This window comes from Ralstonia sp. ASV6 (assembly GCF_016429285.1).
Lineage (GTDB): Bacteria > Pseudomonadota > Gammaproteobacteria > Burkholderiales > Burkholderiaceae > Ralstonia > Ralstonia flaminis.
Genome location: NZ_JAELUI010000068.1, coordinates 1 through 21,534 on the forward strand (window position 1 = coordinate 1; position 21,534 = coordinate 21,534).

General features: G+C 63.6%; 25 protein-coding genes and 1 riboswitch. Of the genes, 10 read left to right on the top strand and 15 right to left on the bottom strand.

Annotated features, from left to right (window positions below; genetic code table 11):
• Positions 1-66: 66 nt before the first annotated feature.
• Positions 67-624, top strand: coding sequence for a TetR/AcrR family transcriptional regulator (locus JHD73_RS14830; RefSeq protein ID WP_199031037.1), 558 nt, complete (start codon positions 67-69; stop codon positions 622-624).
• 6 nt (positions 625-630) lie between these two features.
• Here JHD73_RS14830 and JHD73_RS14835 read toward each other — a convergent pair whose 3' ends face one another.
• The 4 genes from JHD73_RS14835 to JHD73_RS14850 form a co-directional block, all read right to left on the bottom strand.
• Entirely contained in the window at positions 631-1,920 is a 1,290-nt protein-coding gene (locus JHD73_RS14835) for a multifunctional CCA addition/repair protein (RefSeq protein ID WP_199031038.1), read from the bottom strand.
• Positions 1,917-2,606 (bottom strand): glutathione S-transferase family protein, encoded by a 690-nt coding sequence (locus JHD73_RS14840; RefSeq protein WP_199031039.1) that lies wholly within the window; start codon positions 2,604-2,606, stop codon positions 1,917-1,919. The genes JHD73_RS14835 and JHD73_RS14840 overlap by 4 nt, the downstream gene beginning before the upstream one ends.
• Positions 2,607-2,824: 218 nt before the next feature.
• Positions 2,825-3,829, bottom strand: coding sequence for a complex I NDUFA9 subunit family protein (locus JHD73_RS14845; RefSeq protein WP_199031040.1), 1,005 nt, complete (start codon positions 3,827-3,829; stop codon positions 2,825-2,827).
• Between the two features lie 221 nt (positions 3,830-4,050).
• Positions 4,051-6,012, bottom strand: coding sequence for a lytic transglycosylase domain-containing protein (locus tag JHD73_RS14850; protein ID WP_199031041.1), 1,962 nt, complete (start codon positions 6,010-6,012; stop codon positions 4,051-4,053).
• A gap of 42 nt (positions 6,013-6,054) precedes the next feature.
• Here JHD73_RS14850 and JHD73_RS14855 point away from each other — a divergent pair, with 42 nt between their 5' ends.
• Positions 6,055-6,660, top strand: coding sequence for a 5-formyltetrahydrofolate cyclo-ligase (locus tag JHD73_RS14855; protein WP_199031042.1), 606 nt, complete (start codon positions 6,055-6,057; stop codon positions 6,658-6,660).
• A 19-nt stretch (positions 6,661-6,679) separates the two neighbouring features.
• Positions 6,680-7,294 (top strand): pyridoxamine 5'-phosphate oxidase family protein, encoded by a 615-nt coding sequence (locus JHD73_RS14860; RefSeq protein ID WP_199031043.1) that lies wholly within the window; start codon positions 6,680-6,682, stop codon positions 7,292-7,294.
• Between the two features lie 4 nt (positions 7,295-7,298).
• Here the strand turns inward: JHD73_RS14860 and JHD73_RS14865 are convergent, their stop codons facing one another.
• The 5 genes from JHD73_RS14865 to JHD73_RS14885 all read right to left on the bottom strand — a co-directional run bounded on the left by JHD73_RS14865 (position 7,299) and on the right by JHD73_RS14885 (position 11,617).
• Entirely contained in the window at positions 7,299-7,760 is a 462-nt protein-coding gene (locus JHD73_RS14865) for a TfoX/Sxy family protein (protein ID WP_199031044.1), read from the bottom strand.
• A 32-nt stretch (positions 7,761-7,792) separates the two neighbouring features.
• Positions 7,793-8,623 (bottom strand): methylenetetrahydrofolate reductase [NAD(P)H], encoded by an 831-nt coding sequence (gene metF / locus JHD73_RS14870; protein WP_199031045.1) that lies wholly within the window; start codon positions 8,621-8,623, stop codon positions 7,793-7,795.
• A gap of 10 nt (positions 8,624-8,633) precedes the next feature.
• Positions 8,634-8,981 carry a phage holin family protein gene (locus tag JHD73_RS14875; protein WP_199031046.1) on the bottom strand — a complete coding sequence of 116 codons (348 nt, stop codon included), beginning with the start codon at positions 8,979-8,981 and terminating at the stop codon, positions 8,634-8,636.
• A gap of 64 nt (positions 8,982-9,045) precedes the next feature.
• On the bottom strand, positions 9,046-10,470 hold the full coding sequence (gene ahcY, locus JHD73_RS14880; RefSeq protein ID WP_199031047.1) for an adenosylhomocysteinase: 1,425 nt from the start codon (positions 10,468-10,470) through the stop codon (positions 9,046-9,048).
• A gap of 121 nt (positions 10,471-10,591) precedes the next feature.
• A riboswitch (S-adenosyl-L-homocysteine riboswitch) is annotated at positions 10,592-10,666 on the bottom strand.
• 177 nt (positions 10,667-10,843) lie between these two features.
• Positions 10,844-11,617 carry a hypothetical protein gene (locus JHD73_RS14885; RefSeq protein WP_199031048.1) on the bottom strand — a complete coding sequence of 258 codons (774 nt, stop codon included), beginning with the start codon at positions 11,615-11,617 and terminating at the stop codon, positions 10,844-10,846.
• Between the two features lie 23 nt (positions 11,618-11,640).
• Between JHD73_RS14885 and JHD73_RS14890 the strand changes: the two genes are divergently transcribed.
• On the top strand, positions 11,641-11,967 hold the full coding sequence (locus JHD73_RS14890; RefSeq protein ID WP_199031049.1) for a hypothetical protein: 327 nt from the start codon (positions 11,641-11,643) through the stop codon (positions 11,965-11,967).
• A gap of 40 nt (positions 11,968-12,007) precedes the next feature.
• On the opposite strand, the gene JHD73_RS14895 is transcribed toward JHD73_RS14890, so the two are convergent.
• From JHD73_RS14895 to JHD73_RS14910, 4 genes are read right to left on the bottom strand one after another with little or no spacing between them, the layout of a single operon-like run.
• Positions 12,008-12,469 (bottom strand): hypothetical protein, encoded by a 462-nt coding sequence (locus JHD73_RS14895; protein ID WP_199031050.1) that lies wholly within the window; start codon positions 12,467-12,469, stop codon positions 12,008-12,010.
• Positions 12,457-13,185 carry a M35 family metallo-endopeptidase gene (locus JHD73_RS14900; RefSeq protein WP_199031051.1) on the bottom strand — a complete coding sequence of 243 codons (729 nt, stop codon included), beginning with the start codon at positions 13,183-13,185 and terminating at the stop codon, positions 12,457-12,459. The genes JHD73_RS14895 and JHD73_RS14900 overlap by 13 nt, the downstream gene beginning before the upstream one ends.
• A gap of 3 nt (positions 13,186-13,188) precedes the next feature.
• The gene (locus JHD73_RS14905; RefSeq protein ID WP_199031052.1) at positions 13,189-13,740 is read right to left on the bottom strand and encodes a PAAR domain-containing protein; all 552 of its coding nucleotides are present in this window, start codon (positions 13,738-13,740) and stop codon (positions 13,189-13,191) included.
• A gap of 18 nt (positions 13,741-13,758) precedes the next feature.
• Positions 13,759-14,094, bottom strand: a complete 336-nt coding sequence (locus JHD73_RS14910) for a hypothetical protein (protein WP_199031053.1) — start codon at positions 14,092-14,094, stop codon at positions 13,759-13,761.
• Positions 14,095-14,359: 265 nt separating this feature from the next.
• Between JHD73_RS14910 and JHD73_RS14915 the strand changes: the two genes are divergently transcribed.
• Entirely contained in the window at positions 14,360-14,632 is a 273-nt protein-coding gene (locus tag JHD73_RS14915) for a hypothetical protein (protein ID WP_199031054.1), read from the top strand.
• 38 nt (positions 14,633-14,670) lie between these two features.
• Here the strand turns inward: JHD73_RS14915 and JHD73_RS14920 are convergent, their stop codons facing one another.
• Positions 14,671-15,420 (bottom strand): AAA family ATPase, encoded by a 750-nt coding sequence (locus tag JHD73_RS14920; protein WP_199031055.1) that lies wholly within the window; start codon positions 15,418-15,420, stop codon positions 14,671-14,673.
• A 213-nt stretch (positions 15,421-15,633) separates the two neighbouring features.
• On the opposite strand from JHD73_RS14920, the gene JHD73_RS14925 reads away from it, so the two are divergent.
• The 5 genes from JHD73_RS14925 (at position 15,634) to JHD73_RS14945 (ending at position 20,918) form a co-directional block, all read left to right on the top strand.
• Positions 15,634-17,100: an alkaline phosphatase gene (locus JHD73_RS14925; protein ID WP_199031056.1), complete on the top strand. Its 1,467-nt coding sequence runs from the start codon at positions 15,634-15,636 to the stop codon at positions 17,098-17,100.
• Positions 17,101-17,117: 17 nt separating this feature from the next.
• Positions 17,118-18,512, top strand: coding sequence for an alkaline phosphatase (locus tag JHD73_RS14930; RefSeq protein ID WP_199031057.1), 1,395 nt, complete (start codon positions 17,118-17,120; stop codon positions 18,510-18,512).
• 81 nt (positions 18,513-18,593) lie between these two features.
• Positions 18,594-19,289 carry a hypothetical protein gene (locus JHD73_RS14935; protein ID WP_199031058.1) on the top strand — a complete coding sequence of 232 codons (696 nt, stop codon included), beginning with the start codon at positions 18,594-18,596 and terminating at the stop codon, positions 19,287-19,289.
• 349 nt (positions 19,290-19,638) lie between these two features.
• Positions 19,639-20,550: a bifunctional hydroxymethylpyrimidine kinase/phosphomethylpyrimidine kinase gene (thiD, locus tag JHD73_RS14940; RefSeq protein WP_199031059.1), complete on the top strand. Its 912-nt coding sequence runs from the start codon at positions 19,639-19,641 to the stop codon at positions 20,548-20,550.
• A gap of 14 nt (positions 20,551-20,564) precedes the next feature.
• A complete protein-coding gene (locus tag JHD73_RS14945) occupies positions 20,565-20,918 on the top strand; it encodes a DUF4369 domain-containing protein (protein ID WP_199031060.1) in 354 nt (117 codons plus the stop codon).
• Positions 20,919-20,983: 65 nt separating this feature from the next.
• On the opposite strand, the gene JHD73_RS14950 is transcribed toward JHD73_RS14945, so the two are convergent.
• Positions 20,984-21,463, bottom strand: a complete 480-nt coding sequence (locus JHD73_RS14950; protein WP_199031061.1) for a VOC family protein — start codon at positions 21,461-21,463, stop codon at positions 20,984-20,986.
• Positions 21,464-21,534: the final 71 nt, after the last annotated feature.

A 21,534-nucleotide genomic window follows, 5' to 3' on the forward strand; every position in this document is an offset into this window, starting at 1 on the left:
CGCCTACAATACCTGCCGGCTGCGCACCCTACACAGCCTGTCAGTTTTTGCCCCAAGGACACCACGATGCCCAAGACCACCCGCGCGCACTGGATCGAAGCCGGTTTCGAGTTGCTCGACATCGAAGGGGCTGTCGGCATTTCTGCGGAGCGCCTTGCCCGTCGCCTGAACGTGACACGTGGCGCGTTCTACCACCACTTCACCAGCCGCGACGACTACGTGCGCAGCCTGCTTGCCGAGTGGGAGCGCACCTACACCGGCAGCATCCTTTCGCTCATCCAGCCTGGCGACACGGCAGAGACCTTGCTCATGCGCTACCTCGATGTGGCCGCGTCGATGCATCCGCAGCGTGAAGTCGCCATCCGCGCCTGGGCGATGCGCGAGCCGCTGGTGGCCGACACCCTGCAGCGTGTCGATGCCCTGCGGCTGGCCTTCGCCACCTCGCTGTGCAGCCTGGACGGCGGTGCACCAGGCGATGCGGCATTCTGGGGCCGCATCGCACACCTGTGCTTTATCGGCGCGCAGCAGACCACGGCACGCCCCGATCCCGAGGCGTTCCGTGGTTTTTTCCTGAAGTTGTTTGCGATGTCGCAGCGGCTGGCCGCGCAGGCCGAGCCGAACTGAGTCTCTCTAGATGCCGGCCTGCGTGACCGCCTCGATGCGCGCCACGTGCACGGCCTGCTTGATGTGCGCCGGGTTGTCGGCGTAGCGCTTGGCAACGGCGCCGGCATCGATGGACGATGCGGCCTGCAACGCCTGCAGCAGGCGTTGCGTTTGCGGATACGCGCGGTCCTCAAACCCGAGCCGGCCACGTGCGTCCGCCTCGCACGCCTGCAGCGCCAGACGGAACCGCTCGGGCTTGCGCAGCGCATCGCAGCGCTCCAGCAAGCGCACCAGCGCCGTCGCATCAAACCCATCACTGCGGTGAATGTTGCCGTGCTCGCGTGCAACCACCAATGCCAGGTCACGGCAATCCGTCGGTACGCGCAGGCGCTGGCAAACCACTTCGATCATCGGCACGCTGCGTTCTTCATGGCCGATGTGGCGCGGCAGGATGTCTTCGGGCGTGGTGCCCTTGCCGAGGTCATGCACCAGCGCGGCAAAGCGCACCGGCAGCGGGGCGCCCATGGCGGCGGCGGTCTCGATCACCATCATGGTGTGCACGCCGGTGTCGACCTCGGGGTGATAGTCGGCGCGCTGCGGCACGCCCCATAGGCGATCGAGTTCGGGCAGCAGACGGGCCAACGCACCGCAGTCACGCAGCACGGCAAACATGCGCTGCGGGTGCGCTTCCATCAGCCCGCGGGCGATTTCCTGCCACACGCGCTCGGGCACCAGCGCATCCACCTCGCCAGCCTGCACCATGCGCTGCATCAGCGCGTTGGTCTCGGGCGCGACGTGGAAGTCGGCAAAGCGGGCGGCAAAGCGCGCCAGGCGCAGGATGCGCACCGGATCTTCCACAAAGGCATCGGACACATGCCGGAACGTGCGCGCGGCCAGATCCGCCTGTCCGCCGTACGGATCGATGACCGGGCCGGCCAGCGTGCCGTCTTCCGCCACGCGTTGCGCCATCGCATTGACGGTCAGGTCACGGCGGATCAGGTCGTCTTCGAGTTTGACGTCGGGCGCGTAGTAGACCGAGAAGCCCTTGTAGCCGGCCGCCGTCTTGCGCTCGGTGCGGGCAAGCGCATACTCGGCCTGCGTGCGCGGGTGCAGGAAGACTGGGAAGTCCTTGCCGACGGCGCGAAAGCCGCGCGCCTCCAGGTCTTCCGGCGTGGCGCCGACGACGACGTAGTCCCGGTCCTGCACTGGCAGCCCGAGCAGCGCGTCACGAATGGCGCCGCCCACGGCATACACCTGAAGCCCGTGCGTGGCCGGATCAAGGACAGCCTGCTCCGCCTGTGCTGCGCGTTCCGTCATTGATTGGCGGCGACCAGCGTTTCCTCGTCCGGCGTGGTGCGATACGGCTCGTCGTCGGCGAGGAAGTCGTGCTCGGCACGCGCGCCGTCGATCCACTCCTGCATGGCGGGCAGGTTGAGGATGTGGTCGGCGTAGGCCTTGGCGACATCGGGCAAGCGCACGCCGTAGGTGGCGAAGCGGCTGACCACCGGCGCATAGAACGCGTCTGCCACCGTGAAGTGACCAAACAGGAACGGGCCTTCCGATGCGTACTTCTGGCGCAGTTCGGTCCACATCTGCGCGATGCGGTCGATATCACGCTGCACGGCCACGTTCCAGCCCATGCCGGGCAGCACGGCCGTCACGTTCATCGGCATGTTGCTGCGCAGATTGTTGAAACCCGAGTGCATCTCGGCGCAGATCGAGCGAGCGTGCGCGCGGGCCTTCGGGTCGGCCGGCCACAGTTGAGCGCGCGGGAAGCGCTCGGCCAGCGTCTCGCAAATCGCGAGTGAATCCCACACGTTCATGTCGCCGTCCACCAACACCGGCACGCGGCCGGCCGGCGAATGGCGCGCCACGTCGGCGGCAAAGCTTTCGCTCAGCAGGCGCACGCGAATCTCCTCGAACGGGATGCCGGCCTGCTTGGCCAGCAGCCATGGGCGTAGCGACCACGACGAATAGTTCTTGTTGCCGATGACCAGTTTCATGATTCCCGTCCTTGGAGAGTGCACTGCAATTATTGTGGGAGTTCGCGTATGTCACGCCGGCGCGCCAGAACGCTCTTGTGTTTGGCGGTGGAGAAAGAGGCTGCAGCGTGGGGCGAACAAGTCATTCTAGCCCTGCGCTGCAGCGCGACAAAATGAAACGGATTGGCTACGGTTGTTAGATGGCCTCACAAACGGGGCGCACCCCATTGCGGGCACCGCTAACGATGCGCCCTGGCGCGCGCGGCACTCAGGCCAGCGTTCGGGCCGAATCCGGCAAGGGCGGGCAGCATCACCGCCTCCATGCCGAGTGGATGGATACCGAGTTCCGGTGCGATGGGCTCCGCGCTGACATTGTCGACCCGCATGGAATCCAGGTTGTCGCGCGAGATGGGCGCGCCGGGCAGGTGCTCGAACAGCGCCGCCTGCATACGGCCCAGCCCCTCGGGCAGCGGCACGATCCAGCGCCGGTGGCCGCTGGCACGCCCGGCAAAGCGCATCAACTCGGCCAGCGTGTACACACGGGGGCCGACCAGCGGATACGCACGCCGGAAGGTGCTCGCATTGTCGAGCGCGTTGACGAAGGCTGCGGCCACATCATCCACGTAGACGGGCTGGAAGCGTGCGTCAGCGCAGGCCAGCGGCACGAACGGCGCCATGCGCTGCATGCGCGCGAACAGGTTGAGAAAGTGATCCTGCGGGCCGAACACCACGGATGGGCGAAACACCGTCCAGTCCAGCTCGCTGTTCATGACCACGCGCTCGCCGTCGCCCTTGCTGCGTTGGTACATCGACGGGCCAGCCGGGTCAGCGCCCAGCGCGCTCATGTGCAATAGCCGGCTTACGCCATGTCGGCGGCACGCAGCGACAATGCGACGGGGCAGATCCACATGCACGCGCTGGAATGCGGGGCCGTAAGGCATCACGCGCTCGTCCTGCAGGACACCAACGAGGTTGATGACCGCGCAGTGCTGGCCACCGCGCTCCGTAAGGGCCAGGAACAGTGCGTCGAGGGCGTCGTCAGCGTAGATGTCGGCGTCCATCACATCCACGCGTGGCAGCAACGTCAGGTTGTGCGCCCGGGCGGACTCGGCGTCGCGCGTCGGCACGATCACGCGGCCCTCGGGCAGGCCGGGCGCGGCAAAGGTCTCCGTCACCAGTCGCGAAAGCAACTGCGTGCCGATGAAACCGGTGCCACCAAAAACGAGCAGATTGGAGGTGTGCATGATGCATCTCCAAGACGGGAGAAGGGGGAGAGGGGGCTCCACCACAATACATCCCGAAGGCGACCGCCCCCAAGGCGCAACGGTGCGATGTGCTGCGGGCGGCACCGTTGTGACCGCCAGAACGCCCGCCCCCATGCAAAACGCCCGCATCGCTGCGGGCGTTTTTATGACGATGTCGTCGCTTGTTTGCGTCGCTTGTTTGCGTCGCTTGTGTACGTGGCTTACGGCAGGTCGTCCGGCGTCACCGCCTCCGGCCCGACTTTGCCCAGGCGATCCTTCAGGGACTGCGGGCGGCCGGTCATCAGCGCGCTGTAATACGTGGCGTTGGACAGCACGTTCTTCACATACGTACGCGTCTCATTGAAGGGAATGGTCTCGGCGAAGATCGCGCCTTCCACCGGGCGCGTGAGCGTCGAGCGCCAGCGCTTCGGGCGGCCGGGGCCTGCGTTGTAGCCGGCAGTCGCCAGCGTCATCGAGCTGTCGAGATCCGTCAGGATCATCGACAGGTAGCTCGTGCCCAGCAGCACGTTGGTATCGATGTCGCTCATCTGCGAGGGTCGGAAGCCCGGCAGGCCGATCTTCTTGGCCACGCGTTTGGCGGTTTCCGGCATCACCTGCATCAGGCCTGACGCCCCCACCGACGAACGTGCATCCATGATGAAGCGCGACTCCTGGCGGATCAGGCCATAGGCCCAGGCAATGTCCAGACCGACGGCATCGGCATTGCGCTGCACCACGTTGAGGAACGGCGTGGGGAAGCGCAGCGAGAAGTCATGTTCGGCGCGGGTCTTGTCGGCCGAGTTGACAGTGCGGTCGAGCAGGCCGAGCTTGCGGCCATATTCCGCCGCCGCGATCAGCTCGCGGTCGCTCATGTTGCGCAGCTCCCAGTTCCACTCGCGGTTGCCCTCGAAGCGCAGGTTCAGGTCATACAGACGCTTGGCCCGACCGAAGCCTGGGTGGTTGCGGCCCATCACATCGATCTCCGCATCCGTCACGGTGGTTTTGGGCGGCACGGTGATGCGCTGGCCAAGCTCTTCCTGCGCAAGCTGTCCGTAGAAATTGAACTGCCCCGCGATGGACTGGAACCGCTGCTTGGCATCGTCGTTGCGGCCATCCGCCTTGAGCGCGCGGCCGTACCAGTACGTCCAGGCCGGATCCCGATCGCGCAGGGTGGGGCGCATCCTGTCGATGGCCTGGCGCACCATCTTCCAATCGCCCGCGCGCAGGGCGGTGCGTACGCGCCATTCCTGCGAATCGTCGGACAGCCAGGCATCGCCGCCCAGCGTCAGTTGGCGGCGGTAGGCATCGAGCGCATCGGGGGTCTGCTTCTTGGCCGCATACTGGCCGATCACACCCCAGCCCGCACCTTGCTCCTCACGCGAGAGGCCGCCACTTTGCGCCAGCAGATACGCCGTTGCCTGCGACGGGTCGTTGCGCGCCATGCGCGTGACGTTGGCCAGCGTGTCGTTGTCCACACGATCGCCCTCGGGCAGCACGGCCGCAATGCGCGACGCCTGCGTCACCAGGTTCTGCTCCAGCGACAGTCGCGCCGCAAAGGCCACGTCCGCCCGCGTGAACTGGTTGGCCTGGACCAGATAGCCGATCAGGTCAACGCAACCTTCGCCATAGCCCTTCGGGTCGGACAGTGTGTTGCGTGCGTCGGCGGCCACGTTCTGGCCCTTCATCGCGCGCGAGAGCAGGGCATAACACTCGACCTGCGTGTCGTCCTTCAGCACAAATTTCGGGTACTCGACATCAAAGGTGGCCCAGTCACGCTTCTTGCCGAGCACGAGCAGCCAGTCGTTGCGCAAACGGTCGGCAATCGCACCACCCTGGTAGCGCTGCAGGAACGAGCGGATCTCGTCTTCCGGCGCATCCGTGCGCGCATAGCCGCTGGCGTCGAACAACTGCGGCTTGATGCGGAAATACTGCACGTAGGATGGGATCGGGTAGTCGGCCAGACTGTCGGCCAGCTCCCAGCTGCGCGACACGTCGTTGCGGCGCGCAGCGTTACGCAACTCGACGAAGGCGTCGTCCGGATTGGCCGGAATGCCTTGCGGCGCCTGCCGCTTGGCCGGTGCGGCCACCCCAACGGGACTCAGCGGACCCACCGCGCCGATGCCGATCACCCCTACAAAAGCCAGCGCCACTGCGCGATATACTGCCTTGCCCTTCAATGCCATCTCCTACCCCATCCAATCACTGTTAGGTCGCTGAATTATCCCATGTCAGCCTTAGGGAACCCGCACGATCCGGCAAACCCGACCACGCCGATCGAATCTCGCCGTACCCTGCGCACCATGCTGCTCGATGCGCGTGCCACGCTGCCCGAGCGCGTCGCACATGACGCCGCGCTGGCGCACCACCTGGCCGACCTGCTGCAGACGCTGCCCGTCAAACGCCTGGCCGCCTACTGGCCAACGCAGGGCGAGTTCGATGCGTTGACCGTGCTGGGCCACTGGCTGACGGCGGATGCCACGCGCCACGCGCTGCTGCCCGTGGTGACTGACAAGTTTTCGCCCTTGCAGTTTCGGCGATGGGCGCCCGATTGTGAAATGACGCTGGGCGCGTACAACATTCCCATCCCCCGCGCGGGTGAGATGGAAACGCCCGATGCCCTGCTGATTCCTTGCGTCGGCTTTGATACGCAGCGCTATCGCATCGGCTACGGTGGCGGCTTCTACGACCGCACGCTCGCTGCATTGCATACCGCCGGCCACCGCCCGCACACCATTGGCGTAGCGTTCGAGGTGAACCGGGTGGAATCCATCGCGCCACAACCGCACGACATCGCACTCGACTGCATCGTCACCGAGTGCGGCGTGTTTTAAACCGATCCTGAGAGCCCCCATGACCCACACGCTGACGACCGTTGCGCAACTCGAAGCCATCTACGGCACGCCGAACCCGCGCTCCGTCCTGAAGGAGATCGACCACCTGAACGAGGACTACCGCGCGTTCGTGGAAGCCTCGCCGTTTATCGTGCTGTCGTCAGTGGGAGCCGCGGGCACGGATGCGTCGCCCAAAGGTGATGCGCCGGGCTTTGTGCGCATCCTCAACGAACGTACGCTGGTCATTCCCGACCGGCCGGGCAACAACCGTATCGACAACCTGCGCAACATCGTGGAAGACGGGCGCGTGTCCGTGCTCTTCATCGTGCCGGGCGCGGGCGAGACCCTGCGCGTGAACGGCACGGCAACGATCTCGACCGATCCGGAGTTGCTTGCCGCGGCTGCCGTGCAGGGCAAGCTGCCGCGCAGCGTGATCATCGTGAAGGTGCAGTCGGTGTACTTCCACTGCTCGAAGGCGGTGGTGCGCTCCAAGCTGTGGGAGCGTGGTGCACAGGAAGCGAAGCCCGCGCTGCCTACCGCAGGCAAGATCCTGCAGCACATCAGCGGCGGCGCGTTTGATGGGGACGCCTACGACCGCGAATTGCCCGAGCGGCTGAAAACAACGCTGTACTAAACGCTCAGCGCTTGGCCGCTTTCTTTGCGGCGACAGTCTTTACAGCGGTTTTCTTGGCGGCGGCCTTCTTGGTCGCCGTTGTCTTTGTGGCGGCGCGCTTCGGCTTGGCCGCCTTCGCATTCGCCTCGCGCAGCGCAGCTTCGATCGCCAGTCGCACCCAATCACGCAGTGGCTGGCCGCCATCAAGCGCATCGGCCGGCGTGCTCAGATACCCCTTCATGCTGATGGTGCGCCCCTCGCGGTCGTAGCTGAACGGCACCGACTTTTCCGCAAGAAAGCGCGCCCGCGTGGCGTCATCCACGCGCAGGTAGCAGGTGCTGTCGATCACCAGCGAGAAGACAATGTCGTCGTAATACAGGGCCGCACCGCCGAACATCCGGCGGGCGCGGATCTCGCCGATCTGCGCGGCGAGCGGTCGGAGTTCGTCAAGCAACCAGGCGACCAGTGGATCAGGTGCGGCTGCCATGACGATCTCCTTGTCCTGTCTTCTCTTGCCGCTTACAGGCCGAGGCGCTGCCAGATGGCGCGCGTGGCGCCGGCAGCGTTGAGCGTGTAGAAGTGCAGACCCGGCGCCCCGCCTTGCAGCAGACGATCACACAGCGCTGTCACCACATCCAGGCCGAAGGCACGGATCGATTCGCGGTCGTCGCCAAAGCTCTCCAGGCGCTTGGCCACCCAGCGCGGAATCTCGGCGCCGCACATCTCGGAAAAGCGCATCAGCTGCGATGAATTCGTGATCGGCATGATGCCGGGCACGATGGGCACGTCCACGCCCAGCTTGTGCGCGTCGGCAACAAACTGGAAGTACGCATCCGCATTGAAGAAGTACTGCGTGATAGCGGAGTTGGCACCCGCCTTCACCTTGCGGGCGAAGTTGTCCAGATCGTGCTTGGGCGAGCGTGCCTGCGGGTGGTACTCCGGATACGCGGCCACTTCAATGTGGAAGGCGTCGCCGGTTTCCTGGCGGATGAATTCGACCAGCTCGTTGGCGAAGCGGAATTCACCGATCTCGCCCATGCCCGAGGGCATGTCGCCGCGCAGCGCAACGATGCGGCGAATGCCGTGTTCGCGATACGTGTTGAGGATCGCGCGAATGCTCTCGCGTGACGAGCCCACGCACGACAGGTGCGGTGCGGCCTCGATGCCTTCGCGCTGGATTTCTACCACGGCGTCGAGCGTGCCCTGCTGCGTAGTACCGCCGGCGCCAAACGTCACGGAAATGAAGCGCGGTTTGAGCGGTGAGAGCTGCGCACGCGTGTTGCGCAACTTCTCGGCGCCTTCCGCCGTCTTGGGCGGAAAGAATTCGAAACTGAATTGACGATCGTTCATGGAAGACCCATTAGCGGCGCTCGCCCAGCAGCAAGCTGGACAGCAGCCACGAAATCACGCTGTACAGCACGGAGCCCAGCAGCGCCGAGCCAAAGCTGGCCACCTGGAAGCCCGACAGCACGTTGCCGACGAACATGAACAGCAGCGCGTTGATGATGAAGATGAACAGCCCGAGCGTGAGGATCGTCACTGGCAGGGTGAGGATGACCAGGACCGGACGGATCAGCGTATTGACGAGACCCAGCACAAGCGCCGCAATCAGCGCGGAAGTGAAACCGGCGACGTGAATGCCTTTGAGCAGGTAAGCGACAAGCAGCAACGCCAGCGCGTTGATGACCCAGACAGCGAGCAGTCTCATGGGGAGTCCTCGGGTTGAATGCCGGCGGCGGAAAGTGCCGCCGGCGGATACGGCTGACAGCCGATCAATAGCGGTAGTGATCAGCCTTGTACGGGCCTTGCTTGCTCACGCCGATGTACGCGGCCTGCTGGTCGGTCAGCTCGGTCAGTTGCGCATTGAGCTTCTTGAGCTGCAGGCGCGCGACCTTCTCGTCCAGGTGCTTGGGCAGCGTGTACACGCCCACCGGGTACTTGTTCGAGCCCTTCTGCGCTTCGGTCCACAGCTCGATCTGCGCGATGGTCTGGTTGGCGAACGAGCTGCTCATCACGTACGACGGGTGGCCCGTGGCGCAGCCCAGGTTCACCAGGCGGCCCTTGGCCAGGATGATGATCTTTTTACCGTCGGGGAAGATCACGTGATCGACCTGCGGCTTGATCTCTTCCCACTGGTACTTCTCCACCGAGGCGATATCGATCTCGTTGTCGAAGTGGCCAATGTTGCAGACGATGGCCTGGTCCTTCATCTTGGCCATGTGGTCGTGCGTGATGACGTGGTAGTTGCCCGTGCAGGTCACGAAGATGTCGCCGTGCTCGGCAGCGTAGTCCATGGTGACCACGCGGTAGCCTTCCATGGCGGCCTGCAGTGCGCAGATCGGGTCGATTTCCGTCACCCACACTTGCGCCGACAGCGCGCGCAGCGCCTGTGCCGAGCCCTTGCCCACGTCGCCGTAGCCGGCCACCACGGCCACCTTGCCGGCGATCATCACGTCGGTGGCGCGCTTGATGCCGTCGACCAGCGATTCACGGCAGCCGTACAGGTTGTCGAACTTGCTCTTGGTAACCGAGTCGTTCACGTTGATGGCCGGGAAGCGCAACTCGCCGCGCTGGGCCATCTGGTACAGGCGGTGCACGCCCGTGGTGGTTTCTTCGGTCACACCCTTGATGGCGTCGAGGTTGCGGCTGTAGAAGGTGGCGTCCTTCGCCAGCTTTTCCTTGATGGCGGCGAACAGGAAGGTTTCTTCCTCGCTGGTCGGCTTGCTGATGACGGAGGCGTCTTTCTCAGCCTTGGCGCCCAGGTGCAGCAGGATCGTCGCGTCGCCGCCGTCGTCCAGAATCATGTTGGGCGTACCGCCATCGGCCCACTCGAAGATGCGGTGCGTGAAGTCCCAGTATTCCTTGAGCGATTCGCCCTTGTACGCAAACACCGGCGTGCCCGATACAGCGATCGCCGCGGCAGCGTGGTCCTGCGTCGAGAAGATGTTGCACGAGGCCCAGCGCACGTCGGCGCCGAGTGCCTTGAGCGTCTCGATCAGCACGGCGGTCTGGATGGTCATGTGCAGCGAGCCGGCAATGCGCGCGCCCTTGAGCGGCTGGCTGGCGGCAAACTCCTCGCGGATGGCCATCAGACCGGGCATTTCGGTCTCGGCAATGGCGATTTCCTTGCGGCCCCAGTCGGCCAGCTTGATGTCGGCGACGAGGTAGTCGTGTTTCAGATCGGTGACAGCGTTCATTGGATCACTCCGAAAAGGATGAGTAACCGCACGCTGGAGAGATAACTGCTGAGACGGGGCGCCAATGCACTTCAATGCACCGGCCCCGGATAGATGCGTTCTCGCCATCGTGTCAGCCACGATACTGCGAGCGCCGTTTGAACTTCCGAGCCTGGCGGCCAGACTGTGCTGGTCCGTTGCAACGCTCCTCGGAATGGGCTGGATTGTAGCGGATTCGATGAATCTGCGGCAGGCCAACACGAGCCCACCATGTGATGCATGAGGCGACCGACAGAACGAAAACAAGGCCGGTCAAGGCTTTCACCCAAACCGGCCTCATCCTCAGCGTCGTAATTTAGCCACCTCGACGGCTCAACAACGGCGCATGGGGCGATCAACCCTTCCTGTACTCAGGCGGAGTCGCATAGCGAGGATCGTCCCCTGACTTGCCGTCGCCGGGGAATGCGTTCGGGGTGTCTGCCGGCGCCGGTTTGTCCTTTTTGTTGGGATCGTAGAGTTCAAACACGGCGGTACCAATCACGCCAACATTCGAGGCCGCCCCGTATTTGCTGTTGGCCGCGTAGGCGTCGTCCACCTCGGCAAAACGGAACGCTGCTACTTCCTCGCGGCTCTTCCGGAACCCCTCGACCTGGAGAACCTCACCCGGTTTGAGAACATAACCCGCACTCTTGATGCTCCCCGCCCGGCCACTCATCACGCCCAGCCCATCCACCGTCGTAACGATCTCGTAGATGCTCTGCTTCGAGTAATTGCGATACTGCAACACATAACGCTCACCTTTCTTTCCTTGAAGGTGGGCGTTGGCGCCATCCAGGTAAATCGACCAGGGCGCATGCCCGTCATGAAGAACGGTTAATCCAATTCTTCCTTTGCCGAGCATGATTTCCCGAACGGCATTGCCCTTCCCGCTGGCCTCTGAGTAAGACAACGTGTGCTGAACCACCGGCTCATTGCTCAAACGCCGGAGATCGACCGTTTGCAGGCGGGATTCGATCCCCTCTCCCCACTGGGTGCCAAGCCGCGCGGAATCGGCACGCTGCTCCGACACCGCGGCTGGCGGTTGCGTCGCACACCCCGCGACAACCATCACACCCAGGGCCGCCATGAGGCGGGCCAATATCCATCGCATTCTTGTTGGTTTCATCATTTCGCGTTCAATTACGGTGCTGTATGGCCGCCAACGCTTTTGCTGGCCGGATCTGCGCAGCATTATCCATGGCAATCACAAAAATCGGGGCAACGTTACTAAATCAAAATACAGGCTTCTTGCTAGCGACTCGAAACACCTCGCAAAACAAGACAACCGAAAGAAGAAAAGCGTGGGCAACGCTTAACGTTGAATCAGTCATCCGAGAGTACCGTCAGCATCCGTCGCGGATTGACCAAGAAATCCGGCGTCACCTGAAAATTCTCGATTTCCTCATATGCGATACGCCAGACGCCTTCACCATCACACCGGCAGGTGGCGGCATCGGGATGGGCCATCGGCATTGGTGAGTGCGTGGCAAACATCAGTGAGATGGTCGCTACAGAAGCACTAGAAGTTCGTGTGGCTGGGGCCTCCCAGCATTGGGTCGCAACACACATGAGGGCAACGTGGATTGATGCCTATTTCCATCGTATTGATCCCTGCCTCTTCACTCTTGAATCTTCCCGACCCTATACCTATAGGCCGGATCTCCGGTGGATATATGTCTGATGAATTCACATTCGTCGTTATCAGAAATTTGGTCACGAATGCCGCTCGCGCGCGAGCAACATCCTCGGAGCTCCCCATTGAATCGTTCTCCCAAAGCGTCATGAAGACTTGGAAGCCTGCAGGGAACGCTCGTCGTGTGTCGACGCGCCACTGCTCCAGCTTCGCCATCCCGGCAGCATCCGGCCGCGTTGCGTTGGGCTCGAATGTCACATCAATATTCATGAAAGGCGGATGGCATGCTTTTGCCGAGAAACTGAGTACAAGAAAGAGCGCTAAGAGTAGCTTCTTCATGGTTTCCATGCGGGTGGCCTATAGGTCCAATTGGGAATATTTGCTACGTAGTAAGCAATGCTGTCAGAGTTGCTCAGACAAAATTCATCTCGGGCCTTGGCTCGAACGCGAGAAGGCATCATCCCGTAGAAGTGGTCCTCAGCATTCATCGCTGCTGGAAAGTGCGAAACCTCATGGATGAAGATTGTGAGCTTTGACTCGACGTCTTTTGGCACCCCATGGAGAGTTATCTCATCCGGGTCTTTGTCGCAGAATTCACTGCCGATGAACACGGTATAAGTTCCATCCTCTTTGCAAACGCTGGCAGCCGCCGGTGCATCCCCCTCCTTCCCTCGTGGCAAACACCCCGCAGCACGAACGCCCTCTGGCGAGAATTTAACGAAACTCTTTTCAGTCAACCCACGCATGATTCCCCGCATGCGAGTCAGGCCATCATTCAGCGTCTGCCGGACTGTTTCGGAGTCGTCACCAAACCACAGCAGTACCTTGTCGCGATCCGCGGCGTTCCAGCGCACCAGTTCAGCCAAACGATCTCCCATCAAAAGCACAGCCTTGTCCCGCAATCGCATCATCAGCGGAAAGAATTCTTCGTTCGGCATGTTGTAGCAAACGCGCGGTGCGTTGGCATAGACCGCCTTGTCGCTACTATCGCTGGTCGCTGTCGTCGCGCGTTGCTCGATTTTCTTAAGGCGCCGCCCGTCGGGGGTGGCAATGTGTTCCGCCATCAATCAGTCCTCCAAATAGATGGCGATGGTTTCCGCCTGGGCCGTGGTTGAGAGCCGGTGCGGACGCCCCGCGGAATCGGTGGTGCCATGTTCGACGGCACCGCTTGCCCGTTTGATCGCATACGCAGCGTCGGCGATGGGCCTGCCGCTGCGCTCGTCAATGAACGCATAGCGATCGGCGTATTCCGATTCGCCATCTCGCGTCGAATCTCCTGCCATAAGAGGCTGCCCAAACGAATCACCGGCTCGGCTGGGGTTGGCGCTGCTGACAACCTCGATGGTGAAATCGCTCTGCGAGGGAATGACCACTGGTCTCTTTTGGCACTTGCAATAGACACGCGCGCCGCTCACCAGAATTTGCTTTCCCAACACCCCGAAATTCGGATTGCAGTCATTGAAGACCGGACCACCTCCCTTGCATGCTGGGCACGTGGCGAAGTCGCCCTCGACACCCACGGGCTGGCCGTGGTGCGTCATGCCTTGCGTGGTTGATATGAGCACGCCGCCAGTGGTCGTCTTGTCGTAGTTCTTCAGCGCATAGCGGACGTCAGGCATCTTGCCGGCCTCCAGCCATCAGCGCTTTGGTGGAGATTCGGCGCAAATGCAGATCAGGGTGTGCGCACCAACGCCCGCCAGCACGCACAGATTGCGTTCGGAAAAATACCAAGTCTGCCTCCGCAAGATGGAAAGTGCTTCATTGGGAGGCAAATCAGCGACGGCCTCAATCGGCAGTTTCTGATTTCGCGCGTCTTTAATGGCAAAAGATTGCGCTTTAAATTTGAAACGATTTCGAGCAAGTGGGGCAGCTATAATCCACGTGTCATCGCTTCGGCGGTGACCGGGTTTAGCAGCCCATGTCTTCCCTACGTTTTCCCGACGGACAGCCGCCTTTTCGCGCGGCGTTTTCATGTCCGGTGCTTGCGCACGCCTATTGTTTTCATGGCGGGCCGGGCGGTGAGACCGAAAGGTCTGCCGGTTGAATCGGGAAGTAGGGACCGGTCTGCTAACGCCGTCGTCAGGCCCGCCACCCTCGTTTAGCAGCGAGCGGCGAGCCTCCCGCGAACCTACTTCCCGGAGGCCACATGGCTACCGCCATCAGCGGGTATCGCCCCGCGTCCTACCCATCCCCACCCTTAGGTCGTCGAGCTTTTCCCATCTCATCAGGAGGGTGCCGATGACTTCCAAGCGATGCATCTACCTGACAGGCGCACTCGCTGCGCGCGACTTCCTCCGCCGCACACAAAGCGACGTGCGTAGACACGGGCAATACACGCCGGATGCGCTGCGTTGGGAGTTGGCCTACGCCGGCATCCATCCGCCGGAGTTCAGGCGCGGCTTTCTCGATGCCATCGGCGCATACGTGCTGATGACCCTAGAAGGTTGTCAGGTGAACCCTGAAACGTGGGAAGTGCTCACCGCCGTAGAGCGAGCTGGCGAAAGCCAGTAACGATAAGAAGGACGTATCTCCGAGACGGGCGGAGATATTCACTCTTCGAGCAGGATGTTCAGCATCCGCTGCGGATTTGCAAGGAAATCCCGCGTCACCTGAAAGTGTTCGGTTTCTTCGTACGCAATACGTCGGATGCCCTCACCATCACACTGGTAGATGTAGGCATCGGGATAGGCCATCAGGATGGGCGAATGCGTGGCGATGATGAACTGGCTTTCCTGCCGCACCAGCGCATGGATGCGCGCCAGCACCGCCAGTTGCCGCTGCGGCGAGAGCGCGGCCTCCGGTTCGTCGAGCAGGTAGAGGCCATTGCTGCCAAAGCGGTGCATCAGCAGCGCCATGAAGGACTCGCCGTGCGACTGCGCGTGCAGGGATTTGCCCCCGTAGGAGGCGATCACCCTCCCGCCCGGGCCGGGCTCTTCATCCATGCGCTGGATGTTGGTTGCCACGTTGAAGAAGCTTTCTGCGCGCAGGAAGAACTCGGTGCGCGGCCTGCGGAAGCCCCTGGCGATGCGCAGGTGGTTGTGCAACGCCGAGTGCGAGGCATGCGTGCTGAAGTTGAAGTTGCGCGAGCCTCCCTCGGCATTGAACCCCATCGCCACGGCCATCGCTTCCATCAGGGTCGATTTGCCTGAGCCGTTCTCGCCCACCAGGAAGGTCATCTTCGGGTGCAGCGCCAGCGTGTCGAGTGCGCGCACGGCGGGCAGGCTGAACGGATACGCGTCGAAGGTGGTGATGGTGTCGCGCCGTAGCGTGACGTGGCTGACGAATTGGCGAGTGAGCATGGGCATACGCAGGTGCGAGCGATAACAAGCATCGTAGCGTGGAGTGATGGGTCCACTGCTCAGGCAAGCGCAAGGCCATAGCCCGCTCCATTGGGCGGTGTCAATGCGTTGTCATATTTGAACCTTGCGATCGGGTTAGGAAGCGGCGCACCCGCATCACAGACGTGCAACACGCGGGCACCAAAGTGCCGGGCATCGTTCAGGGAGCCAACGATGCACAACCATAAATTCACGAAATACGCCGCCGCTATCGCGGCCGCCATCGCCATGACGGCATGCGGCAGTGATGGCACATCCACCACCGGCAGCGCCGAGCCAGATGGCAAGCCGACCACCCCGTCCACCGGACCGACCAAGAACGTCGTGTTCTTCCTGGGCGATGGCATGGGCTTGACCACCATGACCGCCGCGCGCATCTACAAGGTGGGCGAAGACGGTGAGCTGACCATGGACACGCTGCCGGAAACCGGCTTCGTGCGCACCTTCTCGAACAACGCACAGGTGACCGATTCGGCGCCGTCGATGTCGGCCTACATGACCGGCGTGAAGATGAATAACGAAGTCATCTCCATGTCGCCGGACACGATGGCCTATGACGCGGGCGGCAAGGACTACCTGTCAGGCGCCGACAGCACCTGCCCGAGCGGCAACGGCAAGCCCGTCACCACGCTGCTCGAACTGATGAAGGCAGCCGGCTACGGCACGGGCGTGGTCACCACCACGCGCATCACGCACGCCACGCCGGCGGCCACGTACTCGCACATCTGCCACCGCGATGGCGAGAACACCATCGCCGCGCAACTGACGCCGGGCGGCAAGGGCTACAACGCTGCGCTGGGCGACGGCGTGGACGTGATCTTCGGCGGCGGCAGCAAGCACTTCCTGTCGGACAAAACCAAGGGCGGCGTGCGCACCGATGGCCGCAACCTCACGAAGGAACTGCAAGACGCCGGCTACAGCTACGCCAGCACCCGTGCAGAGTTCGACGCGCTAGCCGCCAGCAGCAAGAAGGTGGCGGGCCTGTTCACCAGCAGCCACATGTCGTATGACCTCGATCGCGACGCCACCAAGGAGCCGAGCCTGGGCGAGATGACCAACAAGGCCATCGACGTGCTCGCCGCCAAGAAGAAGGGCTTCTTCCTGATGGTGGAAGGCGGCCGTATCGACCACGCGCTGCACGAAACGACTGCACGCAAGGCACTGCAGGACACGGTGGCGTTTGATTCGGCCATTCGCGGCGCGATCGACAAGCTCAACACGATCGACCCGGGGCTGAAGAACACGCTGATCGTCGTGACGGCTGACCACGACCACACGCTCGTGCTCAACGGCTACGCCAAGCGCACCGGCCCGACCAGCGACAGCAACCCCGGCGTGCTGGGCCTGCTCAAGAGCTACGTGACCGGCAACAACGCCACCGACACGGCGGGCAACCCGTTCACCATCATCGGCTTCGGCACCGGCGAGAACCGCCCGGCCACGCGCGGCGCGCTCACCGATGCAGCGGTCTACGACAAGACCTACCACCAGGAAGCCGTCATCCCGGTCGCGCCGGGTGGCGAGACACACGGCGGCACCGATGTCTTCATCGGCGCACGCGGCATGGGCGCCGAGCGTTTCACTGGCACGATGGACAACACCGAGGTCTTCGGCCTCATCAAACAGGCCGTGGGTCTGTAAAAGAGGCAGAGGCGAATATGAACAAGCAATCGAACCGTATCCTCCGCGCCAGTCTGCTGGCGCTGGCCGCCGGTGCCTTGCCCCAAGCGCACGCCGCCGGTGAAGCCAAGAACGTGATCTTCTTCCTGGGCGACGGCATGGGCCCGACCACCGTCACCGCCACGCGCATCTACAAGGTGGGCGAGAGCGGCAAGCTCACGATGGAAACGCTCAAGCGCACGGCGCGCATCAAGACGTACTCCAACGATGCGCAGACCACCGACAGCGCCCCGTCGATGTCGGCCTACATGACCGGCGTGAAGATGAACAACGAAGTCATCTCCATGTCGCAAGACACCAAAGCCAGCGATGGCACCGGCAAGGCCTACGTGAACGGTGCCGACACCACGTGCCCCGCCAACAACGGCACGCCGGCCGTCACGCTGCTGGAACTCGCCAAGGCCGCCGGCAAATCGGTGGGCGCCGTGACGACCACGCGTGTCACGCACGCCACACCGGCTGCCACGTACTCGCACATCTGCCACCGCGACGGCGAGAACCAAATCGCCGCGCAAGGCACGCCGGGCAACGCGCTGTACAACGCCGCGCTCAAGGATGGCCTGGACGTACTGTTGGGCGGTGGCCGCCGCCACTACCTGCCGCAGGGCACCACCGGCAGCAAGCGCACGGACACCACCGACCTGACCGCCCAGTTCCAGACCGCCGGCTACACCTACGTGACCACCGGCACCGGGCTCGCCGCCATCAACCCGGCCACGACGAACAAGCTGCTCGGCCTGTTCAACCTGGATCACATGAACTACGAGCTGGACCGCAAGAAGAACAGCGTGGACGAGCCCAGCCTGGCCGACATGACCGAGAAGGCCATGCGCGTGCTGCAGAAAAACGGCAAGGGCTACTTCCTGATGGTGGAAGGCGGCCGCATCGACCACGCACTGCACGGCACCAACGCCAAGCGCGCGCTGGAAGATGCCGGTGCGTTTGACGAGGCCATCAAGCGCGCCCTGTCGATTGCGGATCTGTCCAACACGCTGATCGTCGTCACGGCCGACCACGATCACACGATGACGATCAACGGTTACCCGCGCAAGGGCAACCCGATCCTGGGTGTGTCGAACGACATCAAGACGGGCCAGCCACAACTGGCCGCCGACGGCCTGCCATACACCACGCTGGTGTTCGGCAACGGCGGCACCCCGCGCAAGGCCACGCGCGACAACGTAGCGGCCGTCGACACCACGGCGGACGACTACCTGCAGGAAGTGGGCGTGCAGCTCGGCACGCCCGGCTCGGAAACGCACGGCGGCGGTGATGTGATGCTGTTCTCCTCTGGTCCGGGCAGCGCACCGCTGAAGGGCACGCTGGACAACACGAAAGTGTTCGGCGTGGTCAAGACGGCCATGGGCCTCTGATTCCGGCGTTTCCATTGACGCGCATGCCGAGGCAATCGGCATGCGCTTTTTTCGTTTCTGCTTTCCCGATTTCGAATTCGTATGACCCGATCTGCCCGCCTTCTGTTTTCGTTCGCGCTGGCCGCGCTCGCTGCGACCGCACAAGCCGCCGGCCCGGCGGCATCCGCGCCGCTGACCGCACTCCGTGTTGAACATCAACTGTCGTCGCTCGGCACCGACGGCATCCAGCGCGACATGCGCTTTGCCGAGCGCGTCTACCGCCAGGGAGACCGCGTGTGGATTGCGCGCGAGCTGCCGCCCGCATCGGCCCATGCAGAACACGACAACACCAACGCCCACGCCGGCCACAAGCACGCCGACACCGATACCGCCCCGCGCTGGATCGAGCGCGACGCCAAGGGCGTGCTGACGGTGCGCGTGGTGAGCGTTTCGCAGCAGAAGAGCTACAACGTGCTGCCCGCGGAATACGCCAACATCGGCTTCGACGGCTCGTGGGCGACGGCGTATCACCTGCTCGACCCAGCCGCGCTCAAGGGCATGCGCGCCGACGGTCCGGTGCGCAACGGCGTGCAGACCTACCGCTCGGCCCAGGGAGAACGCACCGTCACCGTGGAATGGGATGTGGCCGGCCAATACCCGCGCCGCGTGGAATCGCGCAACGCCAGCGGCTCGCAGCGCAAGCTCACGCGGGTGACAGCGCTGCCCACACCGGCCGCTGCACCGTGGGTACGCGCCCAGGGCTTTGCCGCGGCGGATTACACCGACCTGATGGATTGACGGCCACACCCCGGGGGCCGGGGCTCCAAGCACGGCTGACTCGGCGTTCTGAACCTCACGCTTCACGTTCTGAACGCCGCGTTCGGCAATCCGAGCCTCGCGTTCGACTGTTTGAGCTCCACGTTCGACCGTCCGAGCTCCACGTTCGGCCCTCTGAACTCCACGTTCGGCCGTCTGAGCTCCACGTTCGACCGTCTGAGCCTCGCGTTCGACGTTCTGAGCCTTGCACTCGGAGACGCGAGCCTCACGTTCGCACCTGAAACGCGCGCCGTCCGGGTTCGGAACCCCGCACATCGATCCGGCTGCGATGGCGCTATAGTGCGAACAACCCCCAACGCTCGCACCCGCCATGACAATCACCGACCCGACCCTCGCTGCGTTTGCCGCCCCCGCCTCGCACGTGCCGCGCGTGCTCACCATCGCCGGCTCGGACAGCGGCGGTGGGGCGGGCATCCAGGCCGATCTGAAGACGTTTGCCGCGCTCGGCTGCTACGGCATGTCGGCCATCACGGCCATCACCGCGCAGAACACGCTGGGCGTGACGGCGGTGGAATCGCTCACACCGGACATCGTGGCTGCGCAGATCGATGCCGTGGCAGGCGACATTGGCGTGGATGCGGCCAAGACCGGCATGCTGGGCACGCCGCAGATCGTGGAAGCCATTCTCTCGGCGCTGGACCGCCACCCGATCACCAACCTGGTTGTCGACCCCGTCATGGTCAGCACCAGCGGCGCTCAGCTCGGCAGCGATGCCACCGTGCAGGCCATGGCCAAATGGCTGTTCCCGCGCGCCCTGGTGGTCACGCCCAACCTGCCGGAAGCCAGCGCACTGCTCGGCCGCGAAGTCCGCACAGCTGACGACATGCTGCCCGCCGCACGCGACCTGCTGGCCCTGGGCCCGCGCGCCGTGCTGCTCAAGGGCGGGCACCTGGCAGACGTGGCCACCGCCGGTGAAGACGGCGTGCTGCAAGACGTGCTCGTCACCGCCGACGGCACAGAGCGCGTCTACGCGCACACCTACATCGACACGCCGCACACGCACGGCACGGGCTGCACGCTGTCGGCCGCCATTGCCGCGCACCTCGCACGCGGCGACGCGCTGGAAGCTGCCATCGAAGCCTCGCTCGATTACCTGCTGCATGCCATCGGCGCGGGGCGTCACCTGGCCCTGGGACGCGGGTCGGGCCCGCTCAACCATGGCTTTGCACCGCGCCCACTGGCCGCACCGCGCGCTCTCGAAGTCGACATCGACGAAGACTGATCCCAGGAGCCGCCATGAAGCGCTTGCCGATCGCACGTGTCTTTCGCTGCCTGCCCGCGGTGCTGTGCGCGCTGTTGGGTGCCTGCAATGCAAGCTTTGTCAGTGATTTCGGCAGCAACTTTTCGATTGGTGGCACGGTGAGCGGCCTGCCGGGCGGCCAGTCGATCGTGCTGCTCAACAACGGCCGCGATTCGCTAACGATTGCCAGCAACGGCGCGTTCGTGTTCGGTGGGCTGGTGCCGTTCAACGGCAGCTACCTGGTGACGATCAGTGCACAACCGGCATCGGCCAATTGCGCGGTGGCCAACGCCAGCGGCACGGCCACCAATGATGTGACCAACGTGCTGGTGACCTGCCAGCCGCGCTAGACATCGAGCGCGGGCAAAGAAAAGCGCGGACCGTGATCCGCGCCTTTTCTCCTCTGCTCACAGACTCAAGCCGATGCGCCTGCCTGCTCCTTCGCCCACTTCTCCATGCGCTTCGCCATCTCATCGGGCTCCACGTCTTCCACATGCGTGGACACGGTCCATACGTGGCCGAACGGGTCTTTGAGCGTGCCGGAGCGGTCGCCATAAAACTGATCCACCACCGGGCGGACTTCCGTGCCGCCGGCCTTGAGCGCGTTGGCAAACACGGTGTCGACGTTGGGCACATAGATCATCAGCCCCACCGACGTGCACTGCAGCGTGTCGGGGCTGGCGCAGGCCATGTTCGGCACTTCATCCGACATCATGATGGGGGAATCGCCGATGCGGATTTCGGCGTGCGCGATGGTGCCGTTGGGGCCGTCCATGCGAAAGAGTTCGGTGGCACCGAACGCCTGCCTGTAGAAATCGATCGCGCGTGCGGCGCCTTTGATGCTCAGGTACGGGGTGACGCTGTGGTAACCCTCGGGAATGGGCTTGACCGCCATGTCTGTCTCCTGCAGCGTGAATGAGGATGCGCCGCCCCGGCAATGACCTGGGCAGCGCACGAACAGGATAG